This is a genomic window from Clostridioides sp. ES-S-0048-02 (assembly GCF_020658495.1).
Taxonomy (GTDB): domain Bacteria; phylum Bacillota; class Clostridia; order Peptostreptococcales; family Peptostreptococcaceae; genus Clostridioides.
Genome location: NZ_JACVWH010000007.1, coordinates 1 through 22967, shown reverse-complemented (window position 1 = coordinate 22967; position 22967 = coordinate 1). Strand labels below are relative to the sequence as shown.

The 22967-nt window shown below is 27.9% G+C and carries 17 protein-coding genes and 1 other annotated feature; of the genes, 12 read left to right on the top strand and 5 right to left on the bottom strand.

The annotated features are described in order from the left end of the window. The first annotated feature begins 126 nt into the window (after nucleotides 1-126). From IC173_RS10910 to eam, 3 genes are all read left to right on the top strand, one after another. Nucleotides 127-1668 (top strand): hypothetical protein, encoded by a 1542-nt coding sequence (locus IC173_RS10910; protein ID WP_227855527.1) that lies wholly within the window; start codon nucleotides 127-129, stop codon nucleotides 1666-1668. Nucleotides 1669-1879: 211 nt separating this feature from the next. After that, the gene (locus IC173_RS10905) at nucleotides 1880-2020 is read left to right on the top strand and encodes a hypothetical protein (RefSeq protein ID WP_227482756.1); all 141 of its coding nucleotides are present in this window, start codon (nucleotides 1880-1882) and stop codon (nucleotides 2018-2020) included. Nucleotides 2021-2391: 371 nt separating this feature from the next. After that, nucleotides 2392-3660 (top strand): glutamate 2,3-aminomutase, encoded by a 1269-nt coding sequence (gene eam, locus IC173_RS10900; RefSeq protein ID WP_227855526.1) that lies wholly within the window; start codon nucleotides 2392-2394, stop codon nucleotides 3658-3660. Nucleotides 3661-3761: 101 nt separating this feature from the next. Here the strand turns inward: eam and IC173_RS10895 are convergent, their stop codons facing one another. The 4 genes from IC173_RS10895 to IC173_RS10880 all read right to left on the bottom strand — a co-directional run bounded on the left by IC173_RS10895 (nucleotide 3762) and on the right by IC173_RS10880 (nucleotide 7063). Beyond that, nucleotides 3762-4118, bottom strand: a complete 357-nt coding sequence (locus IC173_RS10895; RefSeq protein WP_227437284.1) for a hypothetical protein — start codon at nucleotides 4116-4118, stop codon at nucleotides 3762-3764. Between the two features lie 150 nt (nucleotides 4119-4268). Continuing rightward, the gene (locus tag IC173_RS10890; protein ID WP_227437282.1) at nucleotides 4269-5363 is read right to left on the bottom strand and encodes an AI-2E family transporter; all 1095 of its coding nucleotides are present in this window, start codon (nucleotides 5361-5363) and stop codon (nucleotides 4269-4271) included. Between the two features lie 203 nt (nucleotides 5364-5566). Then, the gene (locus tag IC173_RS10885; protein WP_227437280.1) at nucleotides 5567-6265 is read right to left on the bottom strand and encodes a transglutaminase-like domain-containing protein; all 699 of its coding nucleotides are present in this window, start codon (nucleotides 6263-6265) and stop codon (nucleotides 5567-5569) included. Between the two features lie 36 nt (nucleotides 6266-6301). After that, on the bottom strand, nucleotides 6302-7063 hold the full coding sequence (locus tag IC173_RS10880; RefSeq protein ID WP_227855525.1) for a helix-turn-helix domain-containing protein: 762 nt from the start codon (nucleotides 7061-7063) through the stop codon (nucleotides 6302-6304). Between the two features lie 321 nt (nucleotides 7064-7384). Between IC173_RS10880 and IC173_RS10875 the strand changes: the two genes are divergently transcribed. From IC173_RS10875 to IC173_RS10835, 9 genes are all read left to right on the top strand, one after another. Next, entirely contained in the window at nucleotides 7385-8500 is a 1116-nt protein-coding gene (locus tag IC173_RS10875) for a 4-hydroxybutyrate dehydrogenase (RefSeq protein WP_227855524.1), read from the top strand. A gap of 318 nt (nucleotides 8501-8818) precedes the next feature. After that, a complete protein-coding gene (locus IC173_RS10870) occupies nucleotides 8819-9640 on the top strand; it encodes an AAA family ATPase (RefSeq protein WP_227437274.1) in 822 nt (273 codons plus the stop codon). A gap of 20 nt (nucleotides 9641-9660) precedes the next feature. Next, a complete protein-coding gene (locus IC173_RS10865; protein WP_227855523.1) occupies nucleotides 9661-10857 on the top strand; it encodes a VWA domain-containing protein in 1197 nt (398 codons plus the stop codon). Between the two features lie 148 nt (nucleotides 10858-11005). Next, complete coding sequence (gene cspBA / locus IC173_RS10860; RefSeq protein WP_227855522.1) at nucleotides 11006-14404, top strand: bifunctional germination protease/germinant receptor pseudoprotease CspBA; 3399 nt, start codon at nucleotides 11006-11008, stop codon at nucleotides 14402-14404. Nucleotides 14405-14413: 9 nt separating this feature from the next. After that, nucleotides 14414-16087 carry a bile acid germinant receptor pseudoprotease CspC gene (gene cspC / locus IC173_RS10855; protein ID WP_227437268.1) on the top strand — a complete coding sequence of 558 codons (1674 nt, stop codon included), beginning with the start codon at nucleotides 14414-14416 and terminating at the stop codon, nucleotides 16085-16087. A gap of 110 nt (nucleotides 16088-16197) precedes the next feature. Next, nucleotides 16198-16392: a CDIF630_02480 family spore surface protein gene (locus IC173_RS10850; protein WP_227437266.1), complete on the top strand. Its 195-nt coding sequence runs from the start codon at nucleotides 16198-16200 to the stop codon at nucleotides 16390-16392. A gap of 289 nt (nucleotides 16393-16681) precedes the next feature. Next, nucleotides 16682-16916, top strand: a binding site (T-box leader). Between the two features lie 75 nt (nucleotides 16917-16991). Further along, nucleotides 16992-18389, top strand: a complete 1398-nt coding sequence (gene asnS, locus IC173_RS10845) for an asparagine--tRNA ligase (RefSeq protein ID WP_227482750.1) — start codon at nucleotides 16992-16994, stop codon at nucleotides 18387-18389. Nucleotides 18390-18565: 176 nt separating this feature from the next. Continuing rightward, the gene (locus IC173_RS10840) at nucleotides 18566-19024 is read left to right on the top strand and encodes a hypothetical protein (RefSeq protein ID WP_227835416.1); all 459 of its coding nucleotides are present in this window, start codon (nucleotides 18566-18568) and stop codon (nucleotides 19022-19024) included. A gap of 183 nt (nucleotides 19025-19207) precedes the next feature. Beyond that, nucleotides 19208-21148, top strand: a complete 1941-nt coding sequence (locus tag IC173_RS10835) for a YARHG domain-containing protein (RefSeq protein WP_227855521.1) — start codon at nucleotides 19208-19210, stop codon at nucleotides 21146-21148. A 272-nt stretch (nucleotides 21149-21420) separates the two neighbouring features. Here IC173_RS10835 and IC173_RS10830 read toward each other — a convergent pair whose 3' ends face one another. Continuing rightward, on the bottom strand, nucleotides 21421-22596 hold the full coding sequence (locus IC173_RS10830) for a GGDEF domain-containing protein (protein ID WP_227855520.1): 1176 nt from the start codon (nucleotides 22594-22596) through the stop codon (nucleotides 21421-21423). Nucleotides 22597-22967 lie beyond the last annotated feature (371 nt).

The window sequence follows — 22967 nt, the reverse complement described above, 5'->3', positions numbered from 1 at the left end:
TTATGGTTTATAATTAGTATAGGGATATTCTGAAATATAATGCTTTTCCAGTTTATCCCAATATTTAACTTAGGTAGATTGCTTACAAAACAAATGATTATATATTAGGCTAAAGGAAGTGGATAGATGAGATTTGTAGAAAATAAGAAATACAGAAAAATTGCCATAATTATATCTATTCCTATATTGCTTGTTGCGCAGTACTACCTTTTTAAATTTGGAATACTTAGACCAATGGTAAAGGGAGTGGAAATCGAAATTGTAGATGGGGAATATGTTAAAGATTTAGATAAATATGTAGTAAAACTAAATGAAACAGTTACTTTGTCTACTGGCGAATATATCAAGGTTCCTTCATATGCTAAAGACCCAAATATTTGGTTTAATGTGTTGGATAATTCAGGGACTTTAAAAATAGATGGAAATAAGATGACAGCATTAAAGGTTGGGTATTCTTCTGTGGGTATTATGAAGAATTCAAGAGTGTTGAAAAAGGCTACTATAAAGGTAGTAGACCCAGAAGTAGAATCACTAGATATGGAGATTAATGGGGATTTAAAACATGTTGGTGATAGTGCTACTATAGAAAGTACAATAGAGGTTGATTATGACAAATTTAAAAAGTCATATAAACCTATCTATAAGAGTAGTAATGATGATGTGCTAAAAATTAAAGGAAATACAGTAAGTGCAGTTGGAGTTGGAAAAGCCACAATATATGCTAAGTGTGGAAATAAAGAAGTAGAGAGAACCTTTAGAATTCAAGCTAGAGTTGCCGAAATAAATATGAATGATGTAAAAATAGAAGTTGACCAAAATGAGAAATTAAAACCAGATATAATAACTTCTCCACCAGGTTTAGAACCACCAAAAATACACTATGAGTTGGCCGATTCAAAATTACCTGTGGAAAGAGCTATAAGTCTAAGCGGTGATGGAAGTGTAGTAGGTCTTAGAGAAGGTAAAGAAAGAGTAAGGATAACTTGTGGAGATAAGTCTAAAATAATAACTGTAACAGTAGTCAAAGAAACTATAACTAATGATTATATACAGAATTTAGTAGGTTCACATAAAATAGTAAATAACAAAGTTATTATTAAACTTGAATGGGATTATATGAAAGATGTTTTTGACTATGATATATATCTTAAAGACAAGTTGTCAGAAGAATCATTTAAGAAAATCAAATCTATAACTGTAAATGAAAGTGATTTAGGAAAATCACAAAAAGTATATGCTACTATAGAAATTGATGTAAAAGATAATCAGAGTATAGATTATGATATTTATGTTCTAGGTAAGAAAGACTTAGATACAACCAAGCCAAGTAATATAATAAACATTACTAATATGAATGGTAATGGCAACTCAGATAATAATGATAACATACAAAACATGAAGGTTGAAAATATATCCGCTAATGTTGACAGAGATAACAATGTTATTAGAGTTAACTGGAGCAGTGTATCTCATAAAGAATGTACCTATAGTATATATATAAAAAATAATACTAATGGAGATGGTGAGTTTACTTTGTATCAAAGTGATATAAAAGGGAATGAACATACTATAAGTATCCCTGAAGGAGATTTAAATTTAGATATATATGTAGTGGCAAATTACAATGGACAAAATTCTAAAAATAGTGATGTTATAAATGTAAGATAAATTTATACAAAAATTTAGAAGTGTTAGATTTATGATTTATTAATAAATCAAATCATTATAAGAAGAGGATAGTATGGGAGTAATCATACTATCCTTTCTATTTTATTGAAACATACTGGTGTTAAATTTTTAGTGTGAAAATTATTGTAAAAATGAAAACATAAAAGGCATATATATCATACCAGATTATCATAATCCAACAACGCATTCTATGTCTAACTTATCATGTAAGAAAATAGCAGAGATAGCAAAAAAGTATAATATCATAATTATTGAAGAAAGAAAAGATGAGATTATAAAAAGAAATGAAGCTACTAATAAGATTTTATCTGAGTATAATTTAATTAAATAAATAAAAATGCGGAGAAATTTATTATAATAAACCTCCGCTTTTATTATTTAATGAAATACTTTACTTTCTATTAAAATTTTAACTTTAATCATCTTGAAAATATAATCGTTTTATGGTAAAATAATTCTTAAAAATAGAAATAATTAATCATTTGTTAAAAAAAATGCATAATAAATTGTAATTTATTGACTATAGTGGGAAAATATTCACAAATGTATAAAATAACAGAAAAAATGCAAAAATAAAATCAATTTCATATGTTATAAAATCTATATGGCAAAATTAAATTTGCCTATCAGAATGATATAAACACATCAGAAAGGAGGATGCTATCAATAATGGAAATTAATTAATTTTGGTAGCTAAAAATTATGAATGAACAAACTAGAATATCCTTAGAGAGAGCTGCTGAACTAAAATCAAAAATTGATGATTATATTCAGGCTAGGAAAACAATTAACAGAGGTCTTGAAAAAGAAGAAGAGATAAATAAACGAAAACAAAACATATTAAGCATATTAAATGGAACAGAAGAAGACTGGGATAATTACAAATGGCAATTATCAAATAGAATCACAGATGTAGATACTTTATCAAAGATTATCAATCTAACTAAAAAAGAAAAAGAATATATAAAAGAAGTTGGTACTCAATTTAGATGGGCAATATCTCCATATTATTTGAGCTTGATAGACCCAGATGACATATGTGACCCTATAAAATTACTTTCTATACCAACACATATAGAATTGGAAGATGAACAAGATGATTTAGACCCAATGGGAGAAGAGTATACAAATCCAGCAGGATGTATAACTAGAAGATATCCAGATAGATTAATAATAAATGTAACAAATGAATGTGCTATGTATTGTAGACATTGCCAAAGAAGAAGAAATATTGGTCAACAAGATTCTCATAAGTCGAAAGCTGTTATACAAGAATCTATAGACTATATTAGAGAAAATGAAGAAATAAGAGATGTATTAGTAACTGGTGGAGATGCTCTTACATTAAAAGATGATTATTTGGAATGGATTCTTAGCCAACTTAAAGAAATACCACATGTTGATTATGTTAGGTTAGGAACTAGAACTCTTGTTACCATGCCACAAAGAGTTACAGATGATTTTTGTAATATGCTAAAAAAATATCATCCTATATATATAAATACACATTTTAATCATCCGATGGAAATAACTAAAGAATCTAAAGAGGCTTGTGAAAAATTAGCAAATGCAGGTATACCATTAGGAAATCAAGCCGTGTTATTAAATGGTATAAATAATGATAAATTTGTAATGAGATGTTTAAATCAAGAATTACTTAAAATAAGAGTAAAACCATACTATATATTCCAAAGCAAACATGTAAAAGGAACAAAACATTTTAATACATCAGTAGATGATGGTCTTGAAATAATGGAATATCTAAGAGGATATACATCAGGAATGGCAATACCAACATATATAGTTAATGCTCCAAAAGGAGGCGGTAAGACTCCATTACTTCCACAATACCTTGTATCAAAAGGAACAGATTATGTTATGCTTAGAACATGGGAAGGCAAAGTTATAAAAATGGAAGATGAACCAGCTGTAGATATAAAGAAACTTATAAAAGAGCAAGCACAGGATTAATAAAATATTTAAATATATAAAAAGAAACAACTTTAAAATAAAAATAAAATGGATGCTAAATTTATATCAATTTGCATCCATTTTTATATTAGTTAATTATTTTATTTATTATTTTGTTGTTGATTAACCAATTCAAGGTATCCACTTGGATGGAAGTAATATATCTCAGAAGTATTTTCATTTACAAAATAACCAATGTCACCATCTGCATCTGGTAAAAATACATATCCATTAAGATTTTTAGCTTTTAATGCTTCAAAATCGCTAGCATTTCCTTGATATATGTAATCAACTTTATTGTTGTATTTTACTAAAAGTTCTTTGGCTTGCTCTTGAGTCAATTTAGTACTTTGACTTACAGGAACATTCTTTTGAGAATCAGCATAAGAAGATTCATTTACTGGTGCAGTTAATAATAAACAAGATAAAACTAATAAAGATATAAGTGCTTTTTTCATACTAAAACCCTCTTTCGTAATTAATTATATAAGATTCATTTCTTAATAATATTATATGTTTTCTATAATTAAATATTACCATTAAAGAGGATAATATTACAGTTACACAGCTGTAACCTTTGATTACAAAATCGTAATTAAATTGTATTTTTATTCCATTTGTATTTTATCATGTCTACGATTAACAAATTCACAAAAGTATATTTTTATTACACCCATAACAGGAGCAGATAGAATCATACCAGGTATACCAAAAAATCCTCCACCAACAGTAACTGCTAGTATTGTAAAGAATGGGCTAAGCCCTAGCTGTCCACCTACAATTTTTGGTTCTATAAATGCAACTTCTACTTGTTGAATTATTATTAAGTAAATTAAACAAGTTAATGCAGTTGTCGGATTGTAGAATAAGTTGATTACTACAACTGGTGCCATACCTATTACTGGGCCAAAATATGGAACCATATTCATAATACCCATTAATGTACCAAACAATAGGGCATATTCAGACTTTAAAAAGTATAGACCAATTCCAGAAAGTACTCCAACTACAAATGAATCTAAAATTTTGCCTGTAAAGTATTTACCAATATTTAAATTTAAGCTTTGACACAATTCTATTATAAAGTCTCCATATTTTTTACCTAAAGAAATATAAACAATTTTCTTTGTAAATTCTAAGAATCTTTCTTTTTCTAATAATATATAGAAACAAATTATAAAACCTAAAACAAGTTGTACTATAAATTTTCCAACAGAGAAGGTAGTACTAAAGATTCCTCCAAGTGAACCAATAAGCAAGTTACTAAACTTGGGCATTACGCTCATAATTTTATCACCATATTCTTTTAATGTATTAGGGTCTACTGATTGTAAGCTTTTTCCTAAATCAAATAAAAATTGTTCTGTCTTGTCTATATACATAGGAACTTGAGTTACCAAATCAGCCAAACTATTTACTATGGATGGAACTGTAAATAGTATAAAAGATATTAATATAACTATTAATACACCATAAGTAAGAAGCAAAGAATATATCCTTTTAAAATTAAGTTTATTTTCTAAAAACTTTACTAATGGATTAAATACATATGCTAATACAAAGGCTATTATAAATGGAGTTAGTAGTGACATCAGTAAACTTATTACTCCAAAAAAATATTTGTAATTATCAATAACTTTAATCAAAATATATGAAATAACTACAGTAAGTATAATATTTAAATGAATTTTTTTATCTTGCAAAACAACACAACCTTTCTTATATTTATTAAGTTTATATTTACTTAAATTTAAAATCAAGTTAATATTTATAGCTTATTATACAATAAAAATTAGTATTAATATAGTGTGATTAATATTAAATTTGACAAGTGTACAATATTTTGCAAGTTTTCTCTAAATAGTGTTTTTATCTTCTCAAATTTGCATATTGCAAATAGAAACAGTTATAATTTGTTTCTAATTCTCTGTACATTTCTATTTATATAGTGCCTTCCAATATATTTGTATAAAAGATTTTTACACCATCCTATTTTTTGGTTATATTGATTGAAAAAATCATCTGGAGTATCAAAGGTTCCCAAATCATCAATTATTCCCTCTTTTTGAATAAATGTATTATTTAGATTCCACGATATTTGAGGATTTTGCAAATCTTTAGTGGCAATGCCCCATCCCCAAAATAAGCCTTGACAGTCATTGTATTTTTGCTGAATACTTGTAAGATAATTTTTATCTAAAATAAGACCTTCTAATTGATACCATTGTTTTTCATAGTATACTTCTATCCATGTGTGAATGATTTCTGTAGGAGTAATCTTGTAAAGAACTCCTAAGAGTTCTAATTGAACTCTTTTATCTAGAGTAAAACCATGAATCCTACATGGAATGCCAACGCCTCTTAAAAGTGACATAGCAAGTATCGTCTTTGTATTGCATTGTCCATATCCATCTTTTAGTATTTTACTTGCAGATATATTGTCACTTTCATTAAAACCAAACTTGATGTCATCTCTAACAAAATTATAAATTTGTTTGATTTTATTAAAATTATCTAATTGATTCCATTTTTTTTCGATAATAAGCTCTTGAACATTTTTTGAATTAAAGTCTAATAATGTACTTTCTGATAAATGTCTTTTCATAAAATATAAATCTCCTTTATTTAGTGTAATTATATTTTATATCTTAGAGTAATTTGAAACTTTCAAAAACTTGCTGTTTTTTAATATACCAGAAATATTCATACCAGTCATACATTTATTGGTATATGCTAGATGTGAAGCGCTGTCAAAACCTGACATCATAGCAGCATCGGTTATAGAGTATTTACCAGATAAAAGTAAAAAATATGCTTTTTGAATTTTATGTAGGAGAATATAACTTTTTAATGGCATTCCTGTTTGTTCTTTGAATATATGGGACACTCTACTTGGCGAAAGAAAGAGCATATTAGAAATATTTTTTATAGAATGATCATGACAGTCACACTCATTAAGTCTTTGCATTATTTTATAAATTCTTTTATCAACTACTGTGTAATTGTCTTGAGTAACATTAAGATATTCGAACACAGAATTTGTAAAATTTAAATAACTTTTTTCATCATGATTTTTGAAAAAATTAATATATTCTTTTTGTGTATGTTTATTATTATGAATATCTATAATTCCATAACCTTTAATTTTGTCAATATATTTTGACTTAAAGCTTAATGCAAGTGATGATGTTGGCTCAATTAACATAGTAAAACATATTTTTTCTCCTGTTGAAAAACAATGTTCTATATTACTATCTACAATAATACATTTACCTTCTATATCATTGCCATCTATAGTTATATTTAAACTGTCTTCAATTCCTATAAACAATTGTAACATCCAATGTTTATGCTTATTTGATTGAATAGAATTTGTAAACGAAGAAATATGATTATTTGACATAATTATGTAATTAATAAAATTACCTCCAAACATTTTTCTTATTGAGGAAATACAGGTTAATTGTACAGTATTTTTCAGTAAGATTAGGGAAATTTTTATTTTATTATACTTTAGATTTTAATTTTGTTCAATTATTTTAAAATTAGATTATTTTTATAATGAATGAATTTTATTTTATATAATATTGGACCTATATTAAGATATTTTAAAATATAAATTACTTATGGTAAAACTTGCATATAAAAAATAAAAATTTTATAATTATATTACAGATTATATAAAATAAAACATCAAGTCATAAGTTGAAGAAAAGAGGATGTCATGAAGTTATTTCAGCAAAAAACACAAGTTCATAAATTTAAAAATTCAAAGGAATTTATAGAAGAATTCAAAATTTGTAAATCAGATTTTATATTGACAAGTAAAAGTGCATATGATACATATTTTAAAAGCCTTGGTTTGGATGCACATGTAGAATATAAAAGTAAGTATGGAACTGGTGAACCTAATGATATAATGATGGATAAATTATTGGATGATTTTTCAAAAACTAATTGTACAAGAATTATTGCTATTGGTGGGGGAGCAGTTATTGATATGGCAAAGTTGTTAGTACTGAAAGATGGAAATAAATCAAGTGATTTATTTCAAAAAAAGGTTCCTTTAGAAAAAATAAGAGAATTAATAGCTGTTCCTACAACTTGTGGAGCAGGTTCAGAGGTGTCAAATATTTCAATTGCAGAAATAACAGAGATGAATACGAAGTTTGGATTAGCTGTAGATGAATTATTTCCAGATTATGCAGTTTTAATTCCAGAGTTATTATTAGAGCTTCCATATTCATTTTTTGCTACAAGTGCAATCGACGCTTTAATACATGCTATAGAATCTTTTGTATCTCCAAAGGCGAGTATTTATACAGAAATTTTTAGTACCAAAGCTATAGAGATGATTTTAAATGGATTTCAGCAAATTGAACTAAATGGAAAAGATTATAGATTTGATATTATAGAAGATTTTTTGATTGCAAGTGATTTAGCTGGAATTGCTTTTGGGAATGCTGGTACAGGAGCAGTACATGCACTTTCATACCCATTAAGTGGAGTTTATCATGTTACTCATGGTGAAGCTAATTATCAATTTTTTATAGAAGTATTTAAAGCATATAATAGATTATCAACAGATGGTAAATTAGCAAAAATAAATATGCTTTTGAGTGAAATAATGAATTGTAAAGTATCAGAGGTATATGAAAAAATGGAAGAACTACTTAATAAAATTATTACAAGAAAAAGTTTAAGAGAATATGGAATGAAAGAGTATGAGATAAATAGTTTTGCAGACAGTGTACTAGATAGTCAACAAAGGTTGCTAAATCAAAGTTATATTAAACTTAATAAAGAAGAAATAGTAAATATATACAGAACTTTATATTGATACCCCAAATCTAAAAGTTAATTGTTCTATATTTAGCTATAACTCAAATTTATGAAAAGCGGTGATTTAATTAAATCATAGCTTTTTATGACTGATATTTTTATAAGATAATATATCTTGTACTTATTAAAAAATATATATTTCATTTAATTATGACAAATAAAGATAAAATTTAAATATTTTAGAGGTAATTTTATTTAGATATAGAATTTTAGAGTAATGATATACAAATGTGTTATATTACCACTTTATATCAAAAATAGTAATATAATAGTCATATACATTTAGAAAATTTATTGTTTAAAAGGAGTAGAACCTATGATAAAAAAAGAAATGGGTAATTTTAAAGGAAGCAGTGATTATGTAGTATCACCAGAATTAATGGCATCAGTTAATGTTGCTATAGCACTTGAAAAACCACTTTTAATTAAAGGAGAACCTGGAACAGGAAAAACTATGCTTGCACAAGCAATTTCAAATCAACTGCAAAAAGATTTAGTAATTTGGAACATAAAATCAACTACAAAAGCACAGGATGGTCTTTATGTATATGATACTGTTCAAAGACTTTATGATAGCCAATTTGGAGGTGAAGGAGTAGATGATATTGGTAAGTACATAAAATATGGTAAATTAGGAGAAGCATTTAGTTCAGAACAACAAGTAATTCTTTTGATAGATGAAATAGACAAGGCAGACTTAGAGTTTCCAAACGACTTACTTTGGGAATTAGATAAAATGGAGTTTTATATAAATGAAACAAAAGAAACTGTAACAGCAAAACAAAGGCCTATAGTGATTATAACTTCGAATGCAGAAAAAGAGCTTCCAGATGCTTTTTTAAGAAGATGTATATTTCATTATATAGAATTTCCTGATAGAGATATGATGGAGGAGATAGTAAAAGTACATTTTGATAAAGTTGAAGAACATTTATTGGAACAAGTAATGACTACTTTTTATTGGATTAGAAGTTTAAGAGAGATACAAAAGAAGCCTAGTACATCAGAGTTAATAGACTGGATACAAGCATTGACTTTGAGTGGAATTCCAATTGAAAAAATAGAAAAAGAAGTTCCTTTTGCAGGGATACTGCTTAAAAATAACGAGGATATTGAATCTATGCAAAAACGTTTGTAGTCAATAGGAGCTGAATAATTATGTTTATTAAATTTTTTTATTTATTGAGAGCAAGAGGCCTAGATATATCTTTAAATGAGTGGATGACTCTAATTGAAGCACTAGACAAAGGGCTTTGTTATTCAAATTTTTCGAATTTTTACTATCTTTGTAGGATGATTTTAATAAAAAGTGAAAGTAATTTTGATAAATTTGATGCAGTGTTTTTGGAGTACTTTAAAGGTATAGAACACAAAGAGGAAATTCCAGAAGAGATTATGAACTGGCTTAAAAATCCAAATGTAGATTTAGAAGGATTTGAAAGATTAGAGCAAAATCCCAACATAAACCTTGATGAATTGAGATCTAAATTAGAGGAACGTATAAAAGAACAAGATTCTCCACATAATGGAGGGAATTACTGGATAGGAACAGGGGGTACTTCTGAATTAGGTCATTCAGGCAAAGGTCAAACTGGTATACGCATAGGCGGAACTTCCACCTATGGAAGAGCTGTTCTCGAAGTTGCAGGAGAAAGAAAGTATAGAGATTTTAGAGATGATGAAGTTTTAAATATGCGTCAATTTCAAGTTGCATTAAAAAGGCTTCGTCAATTTTCTACTAGAATAGATGCTCCAAAAACAGAACTTGATTTAGATAAAACCATTGAAGAGACTTGTAATAATGCAGGGTATTTAAAACTGTTTTTCGAAAAACCAAGAAAAAATACAGTGAAGCTTTTGTTGCTTATAGATTCAGGGGGTTCAATGAGAGGATATAGTACTTTATGTAATACATTATTTCAGTCTGTAAGTAAATCAAATCACTTTAAAGATGTAAAAGTATACTATTTTCATAACTGTTTTTATGATAGATTATTTACTACACCAGAATGTTGGTTAAGTAAGTCTATTGATACTGAATGGATATTACAAAACATAGATAAAAACTATAAAGTTATAATCGTGGGTGATGCGTCTATGGCACCTTCTGAGTTACTTCATATTGGTGGTAATTATCGAGGTCCATATAACGATACACCTGGAATAGAGTGGCTTAAAAGATTCAAAAGAAAGTATAGTAAAATTGTGTGGCTAAATCCGGAACTGAGAGATGGGTGGGATTCAATCAGTTATTGGTATCAGACTCAAAGGTTAATACAAAGTGAGTTTAATATGTATCCATTAACTGTAAAAGGATTGGAAAAATCATTGAAAAATTTAATGGTCGCGAAATAATATAAAAAATGATGGTACAAATTATATAAAAAATGTACCATCATTTTTTATATTATAAATTGTATAATTGAAATTTAAAAATTATGTAGTCTAATACATTTTAGACTTACAAAAAACATATACATTAATAATAATTTTAGAAATTGAGGTGATTATAATAAATTATGAATTAATCGTAAAATACAATGGAGATATATTAAGATTAGAGCAAGAATTAGGTGTTTCAGTAGAAATACTTAATGCTTCCTATGCGATAATAACATCAAGTGATGAAGAAGATATAAATAGATTACTGACTTATCCAGAAATAGAGTTTATAGAAAAACCTTTTATATTACAAACTCAAGACATACAAAGTTTTTCAAGCACAGGGATAACAGGTTTTAAAAATAGAACAGGATTAACTGGAAAAGGAACTATAATTGGTATAATTGATTCAGGTATAGATTATACTTTGCCTGTATTTAGAGATAGTGAAGGAAAGTCCAAAATATTATACTATTGGGACCAGTCTATACAAGGAAATCCTCCAGCAGGTTTTAAAGAAGGAACATTATATAATAATGAAGATATAAATAATGCAATAGCTGGTAATACATATATACCTATCTCAACGACTAGTCTACATGGTACACATGTTGCAGGTATTTGTTCAACCATTGCAAGCGATGCTAGGATAATCGTAGTAAGGGTTGGAAATATACAGACAGATGTTTTTTCAAGAAGTACAGAGTTTATGAGGGCGATTAAATTTATTTTAGATAGGGCATTAGAATTAAGAATGCCTGTTACATTAAATATAAGTTATGGAAGTAATGAAGGCTCACATAGAGGGACTTCTTTATTTGAGCAGTATATAGATGATATGTGTTTATTTTGGAAAAATAATATAGTGGTAGCGGCTGGTAATAATGCAGATAAGGGGGGACATAAAAGGATTAGGCTTCAAAATAATACTACAGAAGAAGTTGAGTTTGTAATTGGAGAAGGAGAGCGTATATTAAATATAAACATATGGCCAGATTTTATTGATGACTTTAGTGTACATTTAGTAAGTCCATCGAATAGTCAGACACAATCAATTTCTCTAACTTCAGGTGAAATAAGAAATACTCTAGGAGATACAAGAATTACTGGTTATTTTTATCCTATAGCACCATATTCTCTTACTAGAAGAGTTACATTGCAATTAAGTTCAAATACACAGATAAATCCTGGTCTATGGAGAATCGTATTTGAACCTATAGATATTGTAACTGGTAATGTAAACATATATCTACCAACTTCTGAGGGATTAAATAGAAACACGAGGTTTTTGATTCCTACTCAAGAACTTACTGTTACAGTTCCTGGAACAGCAAGTAGAGTTATAACTGTAGGAAGTTTCAATTCAAGAACAGATATAGTATCTATATTTTCTGGCGAGGGAGATACACAATTGGGTGTATTTAAACCAGATTTATTAGCTCCAGGCGAAGATATAATATCTTTTTTACCAGGAGGTACCAGTGGAGCATTAACTGGAACGAGCATGGCCACTCCTCATGTTACAGGAGTTTGTTCGTTGTTTATGGAATGGGGAATTGTAAATGGAAATGATTTGTTTTTATATTCGCAAAAGTTAAGAGCATTGCTTCTTAGGGGAGCAAGAAGAACAAGTAATCAGTCATATCCAAATAATTCATCGGGATTTGGTTTTTTAAGTTTATCAGACATAGATTTGTATACTTTATCTAGTATAAATCAAGACTTAGAAACAGAAGACATTGGATATAGAAGCACTAATAAGTCGTTTAAAGATGAAGAAAATAATTATAGAGTTATAGAAAATTATAATTATCAGAGAAACGATGATTTAAAGTTGGATGATTTTATAAGTGAAAATATGGATAGACAATCAGGAACATTGGCAGGAATAAATGTAATTCATACTCCTGAATTTGAAGATGAGTTAGCCTCATTGGGTATGAGTCAAGAATTTCTTAAGCTAAGTGACTCATTTGGTGTATTATCTATAAACACTACAGACTATAATAGCATACAACGAGTTTTGGAACTTCCATCAGTTATAAGGACAGAATCAACTATAAAGATGACACTGCTTGGAGAGATTAATCAAGGTACTTTTGGTGGTGTAGTTGCAACCGAAGAAATAGGTGTAAATTTTTTTAAAAATAATCCCAATATAACAATAACAGGAAGAGGTACTCTTATAGCGATTGCTGACACAGGAATAGACTATTTACATAAAGACTTTATATATGCAGATGGAACCTCAAAAATAGCTTTTTTATGGGACCAAACAAAGAATGGAACTCCACCTGAAGGTTTTTATATTGGGACAGAATATACACGAGAAGATATTAATAGAGCAATTGCAGAAAATGATGCTAGTCTATCTCAAGATGAAGTTGGGCAAGGGACTATGATAAGTGGCATATGTGCAGGTCTTGGTAATGTAAATAAGGAGTATGCAGGAATAGCTGAAGATGCTGAATTAATAATAATAAAAATTGCTAAGATAGAAGGATTTTATAATAGTGCAATGTTATTTGCTGCATCTCAGTTTGCATATAAAAAATCTTTAGAACTTGGGAAACCATTAGTAATAAATATATCTTTGGGTAGTAATAGTTTAGTTGGATTGACCAATAGAAGTAATAGTGAAAAAGCATTTTTTACTAGAGGGCTGTGTATAACAGCAGGAGCTGGAAATGAAGGAAACACTCAGACACACACATCTGGAAGAATACCAAATGTAGGAAGTTCCGTTGAAGTCGAGTTGGAATTAAATGAAGAAGAAGAAGAATTATCAGTTGAACTTTGGCTGAATAAACCAGATAAGGCAGATGTAATAATAGTGTCTCCCACTGGTGAAGAAAGTAAAAGTGTTGGAATATCAAGTTATAATAGGATAACAGGTTTATTTGATTTAGAAGGAACGGAGTATTCTATAACATATGTATATCCAACTACTTTTTCAGGGCAGCAGTTTACTAATGTTACTCTGAAAAATGCTAAAAGAGGAGTGTGGAAGATTAGATTAGTAGGAGTTTATATTGTAAATGGAATATATAACTTGTATCTTCCAAATAGGGCTCTTTTAAAAAGTGGAACTAGATTTAGAGAGGTTGACCCTTTTTATACAATAAATTATCCAGCTGTTCAAGATGATTTAATAACTGTAGGAGCTTATAATACTATTAATAATAGTTTGTGGCAAAGTTCATCAAGAGGGCCGACTATTGAGGATAGATTAAAGCCAGACTTAGTAGCACCAGGAGTTAATATAATAGCTGCATATCCTGGAAATACATATGCGACTATAACTGGGACAGCAGCAGCTAGTGCACATGCTGCAGGAGCCGCTGCGATGTATTTTCAATATACTTTTGTTGATAGAAGATATCCAAATCAAGCATATGTTCAAAAAATAAAAACTTTTATGCAGGCTGGAGCTAGAAAAAACCAAACTACAGAGTATCCAAATATGAGTACTGGATATGGAACTTTGGATGTTAGAGGTATGTTTGATGTGTTAAGATAGGAGGGATTTATGGAAAAATCTTATTGTATAATTTACCAAGGTGATATAGAAACTGCACTTCAAGAAAACGGAATAAATAAATATATGGTTTTAAATAGTCAGCTTGCAGTAATATATGTACCTATGGATTTTGATGAAACTATTTTAAACAATATATTACAGGTTGCTTGGTGGGAAGAATCTGCTCCAATGAGCAGTTTAATTGAAATAACTAATAATATGAATAATGGAGAAACTATTACAACAGCTACTGAAGCAGAGTATATTTATGAGAATCCATATAATGATATAACAGGAAGAGGGATTTTATTAGCAGTTATAGATTCTGGTATAGATTATTTACACCCTGACTTTATAAATGCGGATGGAACGAGTAAGGTTTTACGATTATGGGATCAGGAAGAAAATACAAATCCACCACCAGAAGGATTTATTTTTGGGAGTGAATTTACAAGAAGTGAATTAAGTTTAGCTATAAGTAGAAATGATGGAAGTTTAAGTCAAGATAATATAGGTACTGGAACTTTGGCTTCTGGTATATTAGTGGGAAATGGAAGAGTAAATTCACAATATAGAGGTATAACTACAGAGTCAGATTTGATAGTGGTTAAATTAAAATCATATACAGATACTTATTATGCTGGAAAGATAAATTATAGTGTTTCAGATTTTTTAGCAGCTATAACATATGTTACTAATATAGCAAAAACAGAAAATAAGCCTATAATAATAAATCTTACTATTGGAGTTAAGTCAGGTGCTGTAGCAACTACTTCCATATTAGATACATTTAATATATTAAGTAGTGCTGGTGTTGTTGTAGTAAGTGGTGCAGGTAATCAAGGTAATACAGATATTCATTATGCTGGAAGATTTAGTAGTTTAAATGAAGTCCAAGATGTAATAATACAAGATGGTGACGATTACGCACTTGATATAACACTCAATACAAATGGTCCAGATAAGATAGGGGCACAAATAATATCTCCTTCAGGTGAGGTTAGTCATGATATAAGATATTCTCCAGACTTTTATGTATATAGAGGAAAGTTTAATCTGGAAAATACTACTTATTCAATGAGATTCATCTATCCATATATTACTTCTGGGAATGAAAGCCTAGAGATAAGACTCAGAGATATAAAACCTGGTGTGTGGACTTTGAGGCTAACTCCAGAACTTATAATAGGGGGAGAGTATGATATATATTTACCAAATAAAAACTTGATAGCACCAGATACAAGATTTTTAGACCCAGACTCAGTGGCTACAATAACTATGTATGCTGCTGGTGATGATGTAATCACAGTTGGTACATTTAATAATAAGACTGATAGTATGTGGATTGGTTCATCAAAAGGGCCAATTAGAGGAAGGGGAATTAAGCCAGATATAGTAGCGCCAGGAGTAGATATAATATCTACATATAAAAATGGAACCTACAATACAGCAACAGGTACAGGAGTTAGTAGTTCAATAGTTTGTGGAGTCTTAGCCTTATTAATGGAATATTTGGAAAAACAAGATAATATCCCAAGGTTATCGTTGTTTACACAAGTTTTAAAAACATATTTAATATTGGGAGCTACGAAGCTCGATATATATACGTATCCAAATGTTTCACAGGGATATGGTATTTTAAATTTAAAAAATACAATTCAACAGATGGCAAATACTTTATAAATAAAAAAATATGTAAATAATGGTATTTTATCTGTTATAAATTTTACTCATGAATTTAATTTGAAAAATTGCTAAAACTATTACAAAATAAATATATAGAGGTGATAGTTTTGGAAAGTAAAAAAGCAAGAGCATTAAAAGGTAATGATAACAAAAGACTTAGAAGTCCGCTTCTAGTTGGAAATGAATCAACAGCAGCTTGGGCAGATGTTGAAAAATTAAAACCTCATAGTAAAGTTTCAATACCTTCACTTAATAGTGTTGAAGAAGCAAAAGATTGGGTTGACAATGGAAGTAAACTGTAAGACTTCTATACTTGATAACAAAAATAAATAATTTATTGTATTTAAGTAAAGTGGTATTAGTTTAAAAAGCTTAAAGTTAAACTTAAGCTAATAAACAGTATACTGCTTTACTTTTTTTATAGGTGTCAGAAGGGAAAATGTAATTTACAAATATTTGAAAGGAAAATATAAATTTTTGCATATAAATATTTATAGATTATATAAGACTAGTAAATATCAATTGTATAAATTTATTGACTAAAAATTTATAAATTGGTATAATTTTGTTAATTAGCGGAAATAATAGAAGATAAATACTGTGAAGAGAAGAGTAGATATAAAATGCAGTTTTAGCGAGTTGAGGATGGTGAAAGCTCAATACAAGTTTTATATTGAAGAACATCTTGGAGTTTCTAATCGAAAGCTTATTTAGTAAGTAGACTTAGACGGAAGGCACCGTTATAGGCTTTAAGCATTGCTTAACTAAGAGGTCATTTATGACAACTAGGGTGGTACCGCGAAAGTAATAGTCTTTCGTCCCTTTATACAGGGATGAAGGGCTTTTTTTATGGAATTATATTTAGAAAAAATTACTAAAAATTAAACTAGGAGGCTTTAAAATGCAAAAGGAATTTATAACAGTAAAAGAATTGTACAGAGATAAAGAACAGTACATAGGAAAAACTGTAAAAGTAGCTGGATGGATAAGAACATCTAGAGTATCTAAAAACTTTGGATTTATAGAATTAAATGATGGAAGTTTCTTTAAAAATATGCAAATAGTATTTGATGAAAAAGTTGAAAATTTTAAAGAGATAGGTAAATTGGCAATAAGTTCATCTATACTTGTAGAAGGTGAGTTGGTATCTACAGAAGGAGCTAAACAACCAGTAGAAATACATGCAAAAAATATAGTTGTAGAAGGTGAATCAGATAGTTCATACCCACTACAAAAGAAAAGACATACACTTGAGTATTTAAGAACAATCGCACATTTAAGACCAAGAAGTAATACTTTTTCAGCTGTATTTAGAGTAAGATCAATAGCTGCATATGCAATACACAAATTCTTTCAAGAAAGAAACTTTGTATATGCACATTCTCCAATCATAACAGGTAGTGACTGTGAAGGTGCAGGAGAAATGTTTAGAATAACAACTATGGATTTAAATGATATTCCAAAAACAGAAGATGGTAAAATAGACTATACACAAGATTTCTTTGGGAAAGAAGCTAATTTGACAGTTAGTGGGCAATTAAATGCCGAAATAATGGCACTTTCTTTTAGAAATGTCTATACTTTTGGACCTACATTTAGAGCTGAAAACTCTTATACAGGAAGACATGCTTCAGAATTTTGGATGATAGAGCCAGAAATAGTTTTTGCAGACCTTGAAGATAATATGGAACTTGCAGAAGATATGATAAAATATGTTATAAACTATGTTTTAGAAAACGCTCCTGAAGAAATGGAATTCTTTAATAGTTTTATAGATAAAGGATTGCTAGAAAGACTAAATAAAATAGTAAACTCTGAATTTATTAGAATAACATATACTAAAGCAGTAGAGCTATTACTTGAATCAGGACATGAGTTTGAGTATCCAGTAGAATGGGGATGCGATCTTCAAACTGAACATGAAAGATATATAACAGAACAAATATACAATTCTCCAGTATTTGTTACAGATTATCCAAAAGATATAAAAGCTTTCTATATGAGAATGAATGAAGATGGGAAAACTGTTAGAGCAATGGATTTATTAGTTCCTGGTGTTGGAGAGATAGTTGGAGGTTCTCAAAGAGAAGAAAGAGAAGACGTACTATTAGATAGAATTCATGAAATGGGATTAAATGAAGAAGATTACTGGTGGTATTTAGAACTTAGAAAATTTGGTACTGCTACTCACTCTGGATTTGGTCTTGGATTTGAAAGAATAATTATGTATATGACAGGTATGTCTAACATAAGAGACGTTATACCTTTCCCAAGAACTCCTAAAAATGCTGAATTCTAATAATTATAACCTATAATATGATTATATAATTTTTCGATATAATAAAATAGCTTGTGTGCTATCTGATTTAGATACATACAAGTTATTTTTATTGTGTTTACAAATATATGTAGTTTGTTTGTTCATATTTTATTATACAATGTAATTATAAGTTACTTATACTAGGAGGATAAATAATGTGTAGTTTTTGTTTTATTAAATTTAATGTGAATGATGTAAAAATATTTAATCGAATAAAAAATTTATTTTCATATATAGCAGATATAAAAAATGATTGTATACAAATTGAGGATTTAGAATATTATATTTTAGAAAAAGTAGATGAATTTTATAATAAAGAAGAATTGGATTATTTTTGGTGGCCAACAGAAGCAGAAAATAAAATGTTTTGGGAGAACTATAAACTACTGGATGAAGAGAATCGACAGGAATACATAAAGTCTGTTTCATGGGATTTTGAGACTGTGTTTTCTGAAATTGGACTTGGCGATTATACAATAGAAGGTTGCGAAATGATTGGTGAACAAACTGCTAAACTTTATTTTAACCCTATTGGATATCCTTATGGTGGAAATGAAGTGCTTCAAGAGGCACTAAAAGCTTTTGGAGTGACGATAGTGGGTGTGCTTGGATAACGTTTATTGTGCTATACTATAACTAGTAGAGTAATTTTTTGGAAGTTTAAATATAAATTATATTTAAGCATTATCTTTATGTAAATAGTATAAAAATATGTAAGGTGATTTAAATCTAAAAAATTATTGAATAGTATATTTATTACACAAAAAGTTTTATCATTATCATGAGGGGGAGTAATAATGTTAAAGAAAGGGTTGTTTATAGTTTTAAGTTTGGCACTTATATGTACAGGTTGCAGTTCACAAAATGATTCTAAAGGTAAGCAAGCAAACAAAGATAATTCTCTTATACTATTAAAAAATGATGAGAATAACTCAGGTGATATGACAGATGTATACATAAAGACAGAAGGTAAGGATGAAGAAAAAATAGCATCAGATGTACCTACATATACTAAAAAAGATTATATAAATGGAGAACAATCAATATTAATCCAAGATAAAGAAAATAATTTATATAAGTATAATCTAAAAAAAGAAAAGGAAAAAATAGTATCAGATTTATCTTCTGACGAAATTAATTCATATGAATTTATGCCTTCTTCAAACACTATAGCATATATATCATCAGAAAAATCCTTGTATGTAAAATACGATGGAAAAGATAAAGAAAAAATAGCCAATGATGTTGTATTGTATAGGATGTCTACAGATGGAAAATTCATATATTATATGAATACAGATGAAGAGTTATATCTATATAAAGAAGATGGAAATAAAGAAAAAATATCTACTGATATACAGAGTTTTGATATTATAAATAATAAAGGTGATGTAATATTTATAAATAATGATGATAATCTATATTTAAAAAGTACAGATAAAAATGATAAGGTCAAAATTAGTTCAGATGTATCAAATTTATGGGGGGTAAAATCTAATGATGAAGAAATTATGTATATAAGTGAGTATAATTATAAGGATTTGAAAGGTGAATTATATTTGTACAAAAATAATGCTAGTGAAAAAATAGCATCGGATGTTAGGTCTTATAAATATAGAGATAGTAAATTTTATTTTATAAATAGTGATGATGAATTATATGAGAAAGAAATAGGTAAAGAGGTGTCTAATAAAATAAAATCAGACATTAATTATGTAAGTTTTATTAAAGATGGAATTGTATTTACAAATTCTGATGGAGATGTATATATTAAGAAAAATAATAAAGAAGAAGAAAAAATAGGCAATGATATGAAAGAAAATTCTAATGTATCTATTATTAATGATGAAAAATTACTTTATATTAAATCAAGTGGTGAGTTATTTTTAGATAAAGACAGGATAGCAAGTGATGTTGTTGGCTATTCATTTAATTCAGAGAATATAGCATATTCCACTAAAAATAAGGAAATACATTTTTATAATTTAAAAACTAAGAAAGACAATATAGAAATAAACAATGTAGGAAAATATTCAGAGATTTATTTAGGAAATAAATTGATTTACTCTAAAAATTTAGAACCAAAAGACTTAAATGGTTTTTGGAAAGCTGATGAATATAATATATTTGAATTTGAAGAGCCAAATAAGATAAAACTTTATAGTAAAAGTGAAGAAGAAAGCAATTATACAGTTAAATATGAAGTAGAAAGTTCAGATAGTAATAGCATAGTATTAAAAGGAAAAGATACTTTATCAAAGGAAAAATTTACTATAACTAAGTTTAATAGTAATGAAATTTCATTACAAGCTAATAATGTAAGTGGTACACTTAATAAAATTTCCAAAGAAGACGCGGAGAAATTTATCAAGAGTATAAACAACAAGGAAAATAGTGAAAATACTGATAAAAAGAGTACTAAAAGTAATTCAGGTTCAAGTTCGAATTTGAAAAATAAAGAAGTAAGTTATGATGATGATGATGATTATATTATATATGATAGTGATTCTAGAGTATTAACTAAAGATGAACTTGAACTTTATAGTAAAGAGGAGTTAGCATATATAAGAAATGAAATATTTGCAAGATATGGATATGTATTTAAAGAAGAACCTTATAAAAGCTATTTTAGCAATAAGTCATGGTATCAGCCAGATTATAGTATAGGAGCGGATACAGATGTTTTAAATTCTGTAGAGAAACAAAATGTATCATTGATTAAGGAAATGGAAAACTAAGTTATAAGAAATTTTAAAATACATGTCTAAATGTAGTATAAGATAGTCTATAAACATTAAAATTGAAATGTGAATTAATTTTAAACATGAATTAATTATATATAAAATTATTAAATCTATAAGTTAGACTTAAGTATAATTTATAGATTTAATAATTATGAATCTAAAAGCTAATTTATAGGTTTACATAATATTATACAAATGTTTTGAACAAAATAAATTTATTATTAAGAAAATATAAATATAAGGATTAATACTTTGTTTCTATACTACTAATAAAACTCAACACGATTACGACCTTGTTCTTTTGCAATATATAAAGCTTTATCACAATAACTTATAAATTCATTTAAAGTTATTAATTCTTCAACTTTCTTTGTATGAACTCCGATGCTAACAGTCACACATTTTGAAGGAACGTCATCACGTTCAAAATTACAATACTCTATAATCTTACGTAAATATTCGGATTTAAGTTTAGCATTCGCCTCATCACAATTGAAAAGACATATAAAAAATTCTTCACCACCATAACGGATAGCATGTGAATTTTCAGAATTTGTAAAATCTAAAATTACTTTAGCAATATTCTGTAAACAGTAGTCACCCTTTTGATGTCCGTAAGTGTCATTAAACTGTTTAAAATAATCTATATCTATCATCATTCCTGTTATAGGTTCTTGCTTTGTATGGGTCTTTAATTTTTTTTGAAGAACATCTTCTAAATACCTACGATTATTCATTTTAGTTAGGTCATCAGTCATAACCTTAAGATTTAATAAATTGTTCATATGGGAGATTTCTTCATATTGTTGATGGATTAGCATTTTATCATAATAAGTAAATACACGACTTCTATATAACATTGTAGAAATAAAAATAGCAAGTGATGTTATAAAAAATGTGTTTACAATATTACTGAACTCATTACCTGATACAGTTTGAATTCCTGGTAAGAGTAGATTAAGAAATAAAAAACATCCTCCAAAAACTATTATTGATTGACCTAATTTTAATACTGAAAAAGCAGCAGCTGTTAACATTATATAACTGAATACACTCAAATCATTTCCGCCTAACTGGTCAAGCAAAGTAATTACACAACCCCATAAGCAGAAAAATGTTACATAAATCACCCACAAGTTTATATAATAAGTACAATGTTCCTTTTTTTTATTCCAAAGATAAGAAAAAACAAGCATAAAAATTAAAGAGATACAAAATAGTATTATATACATACAAAAATACCATTGACGTCTTGGGGTGGCAAAAGGACCACCATCTCTAGCTGATATTGATATCATCATAATTAGTTGAGATATTATTATTATGATACAAATAATTTTGCCTGTATGATAAAGATAATTGCAAAGTTCTCGTTCAACATTTTCTTTGTATTTTTTATCTAGAGGGAATCCAAAGAATTTTTTAAAATTTTCTAAGTTCATATAAGCCTCCATTAAAAATAAAACATAAAAATAAGTATTCCTCTTCTTTTCTTAGATACTCGGAATACTTTGTTTATAACTTAATTATAGCAAAATATGTTATATGTAACAATCTAAATTTGTAATAGATAGTATTTATTAGTTAAGATTAAATAAAATTTTGTATTAGTATTTTATTATAATTAAGATTAGTAAGTTATTTATTTTAGAATATTAGACAATTATAATGAAATACTAATACAAGACAAATAAAATAGATAAATATATCCAATTAAGGTATAATTAAGTTTTATTAGTTAGATTTATAATTAATATATTATATGAATTAGAGTTGCTATAAAACTGAAAGTGTTGAAATTACAATGATATAA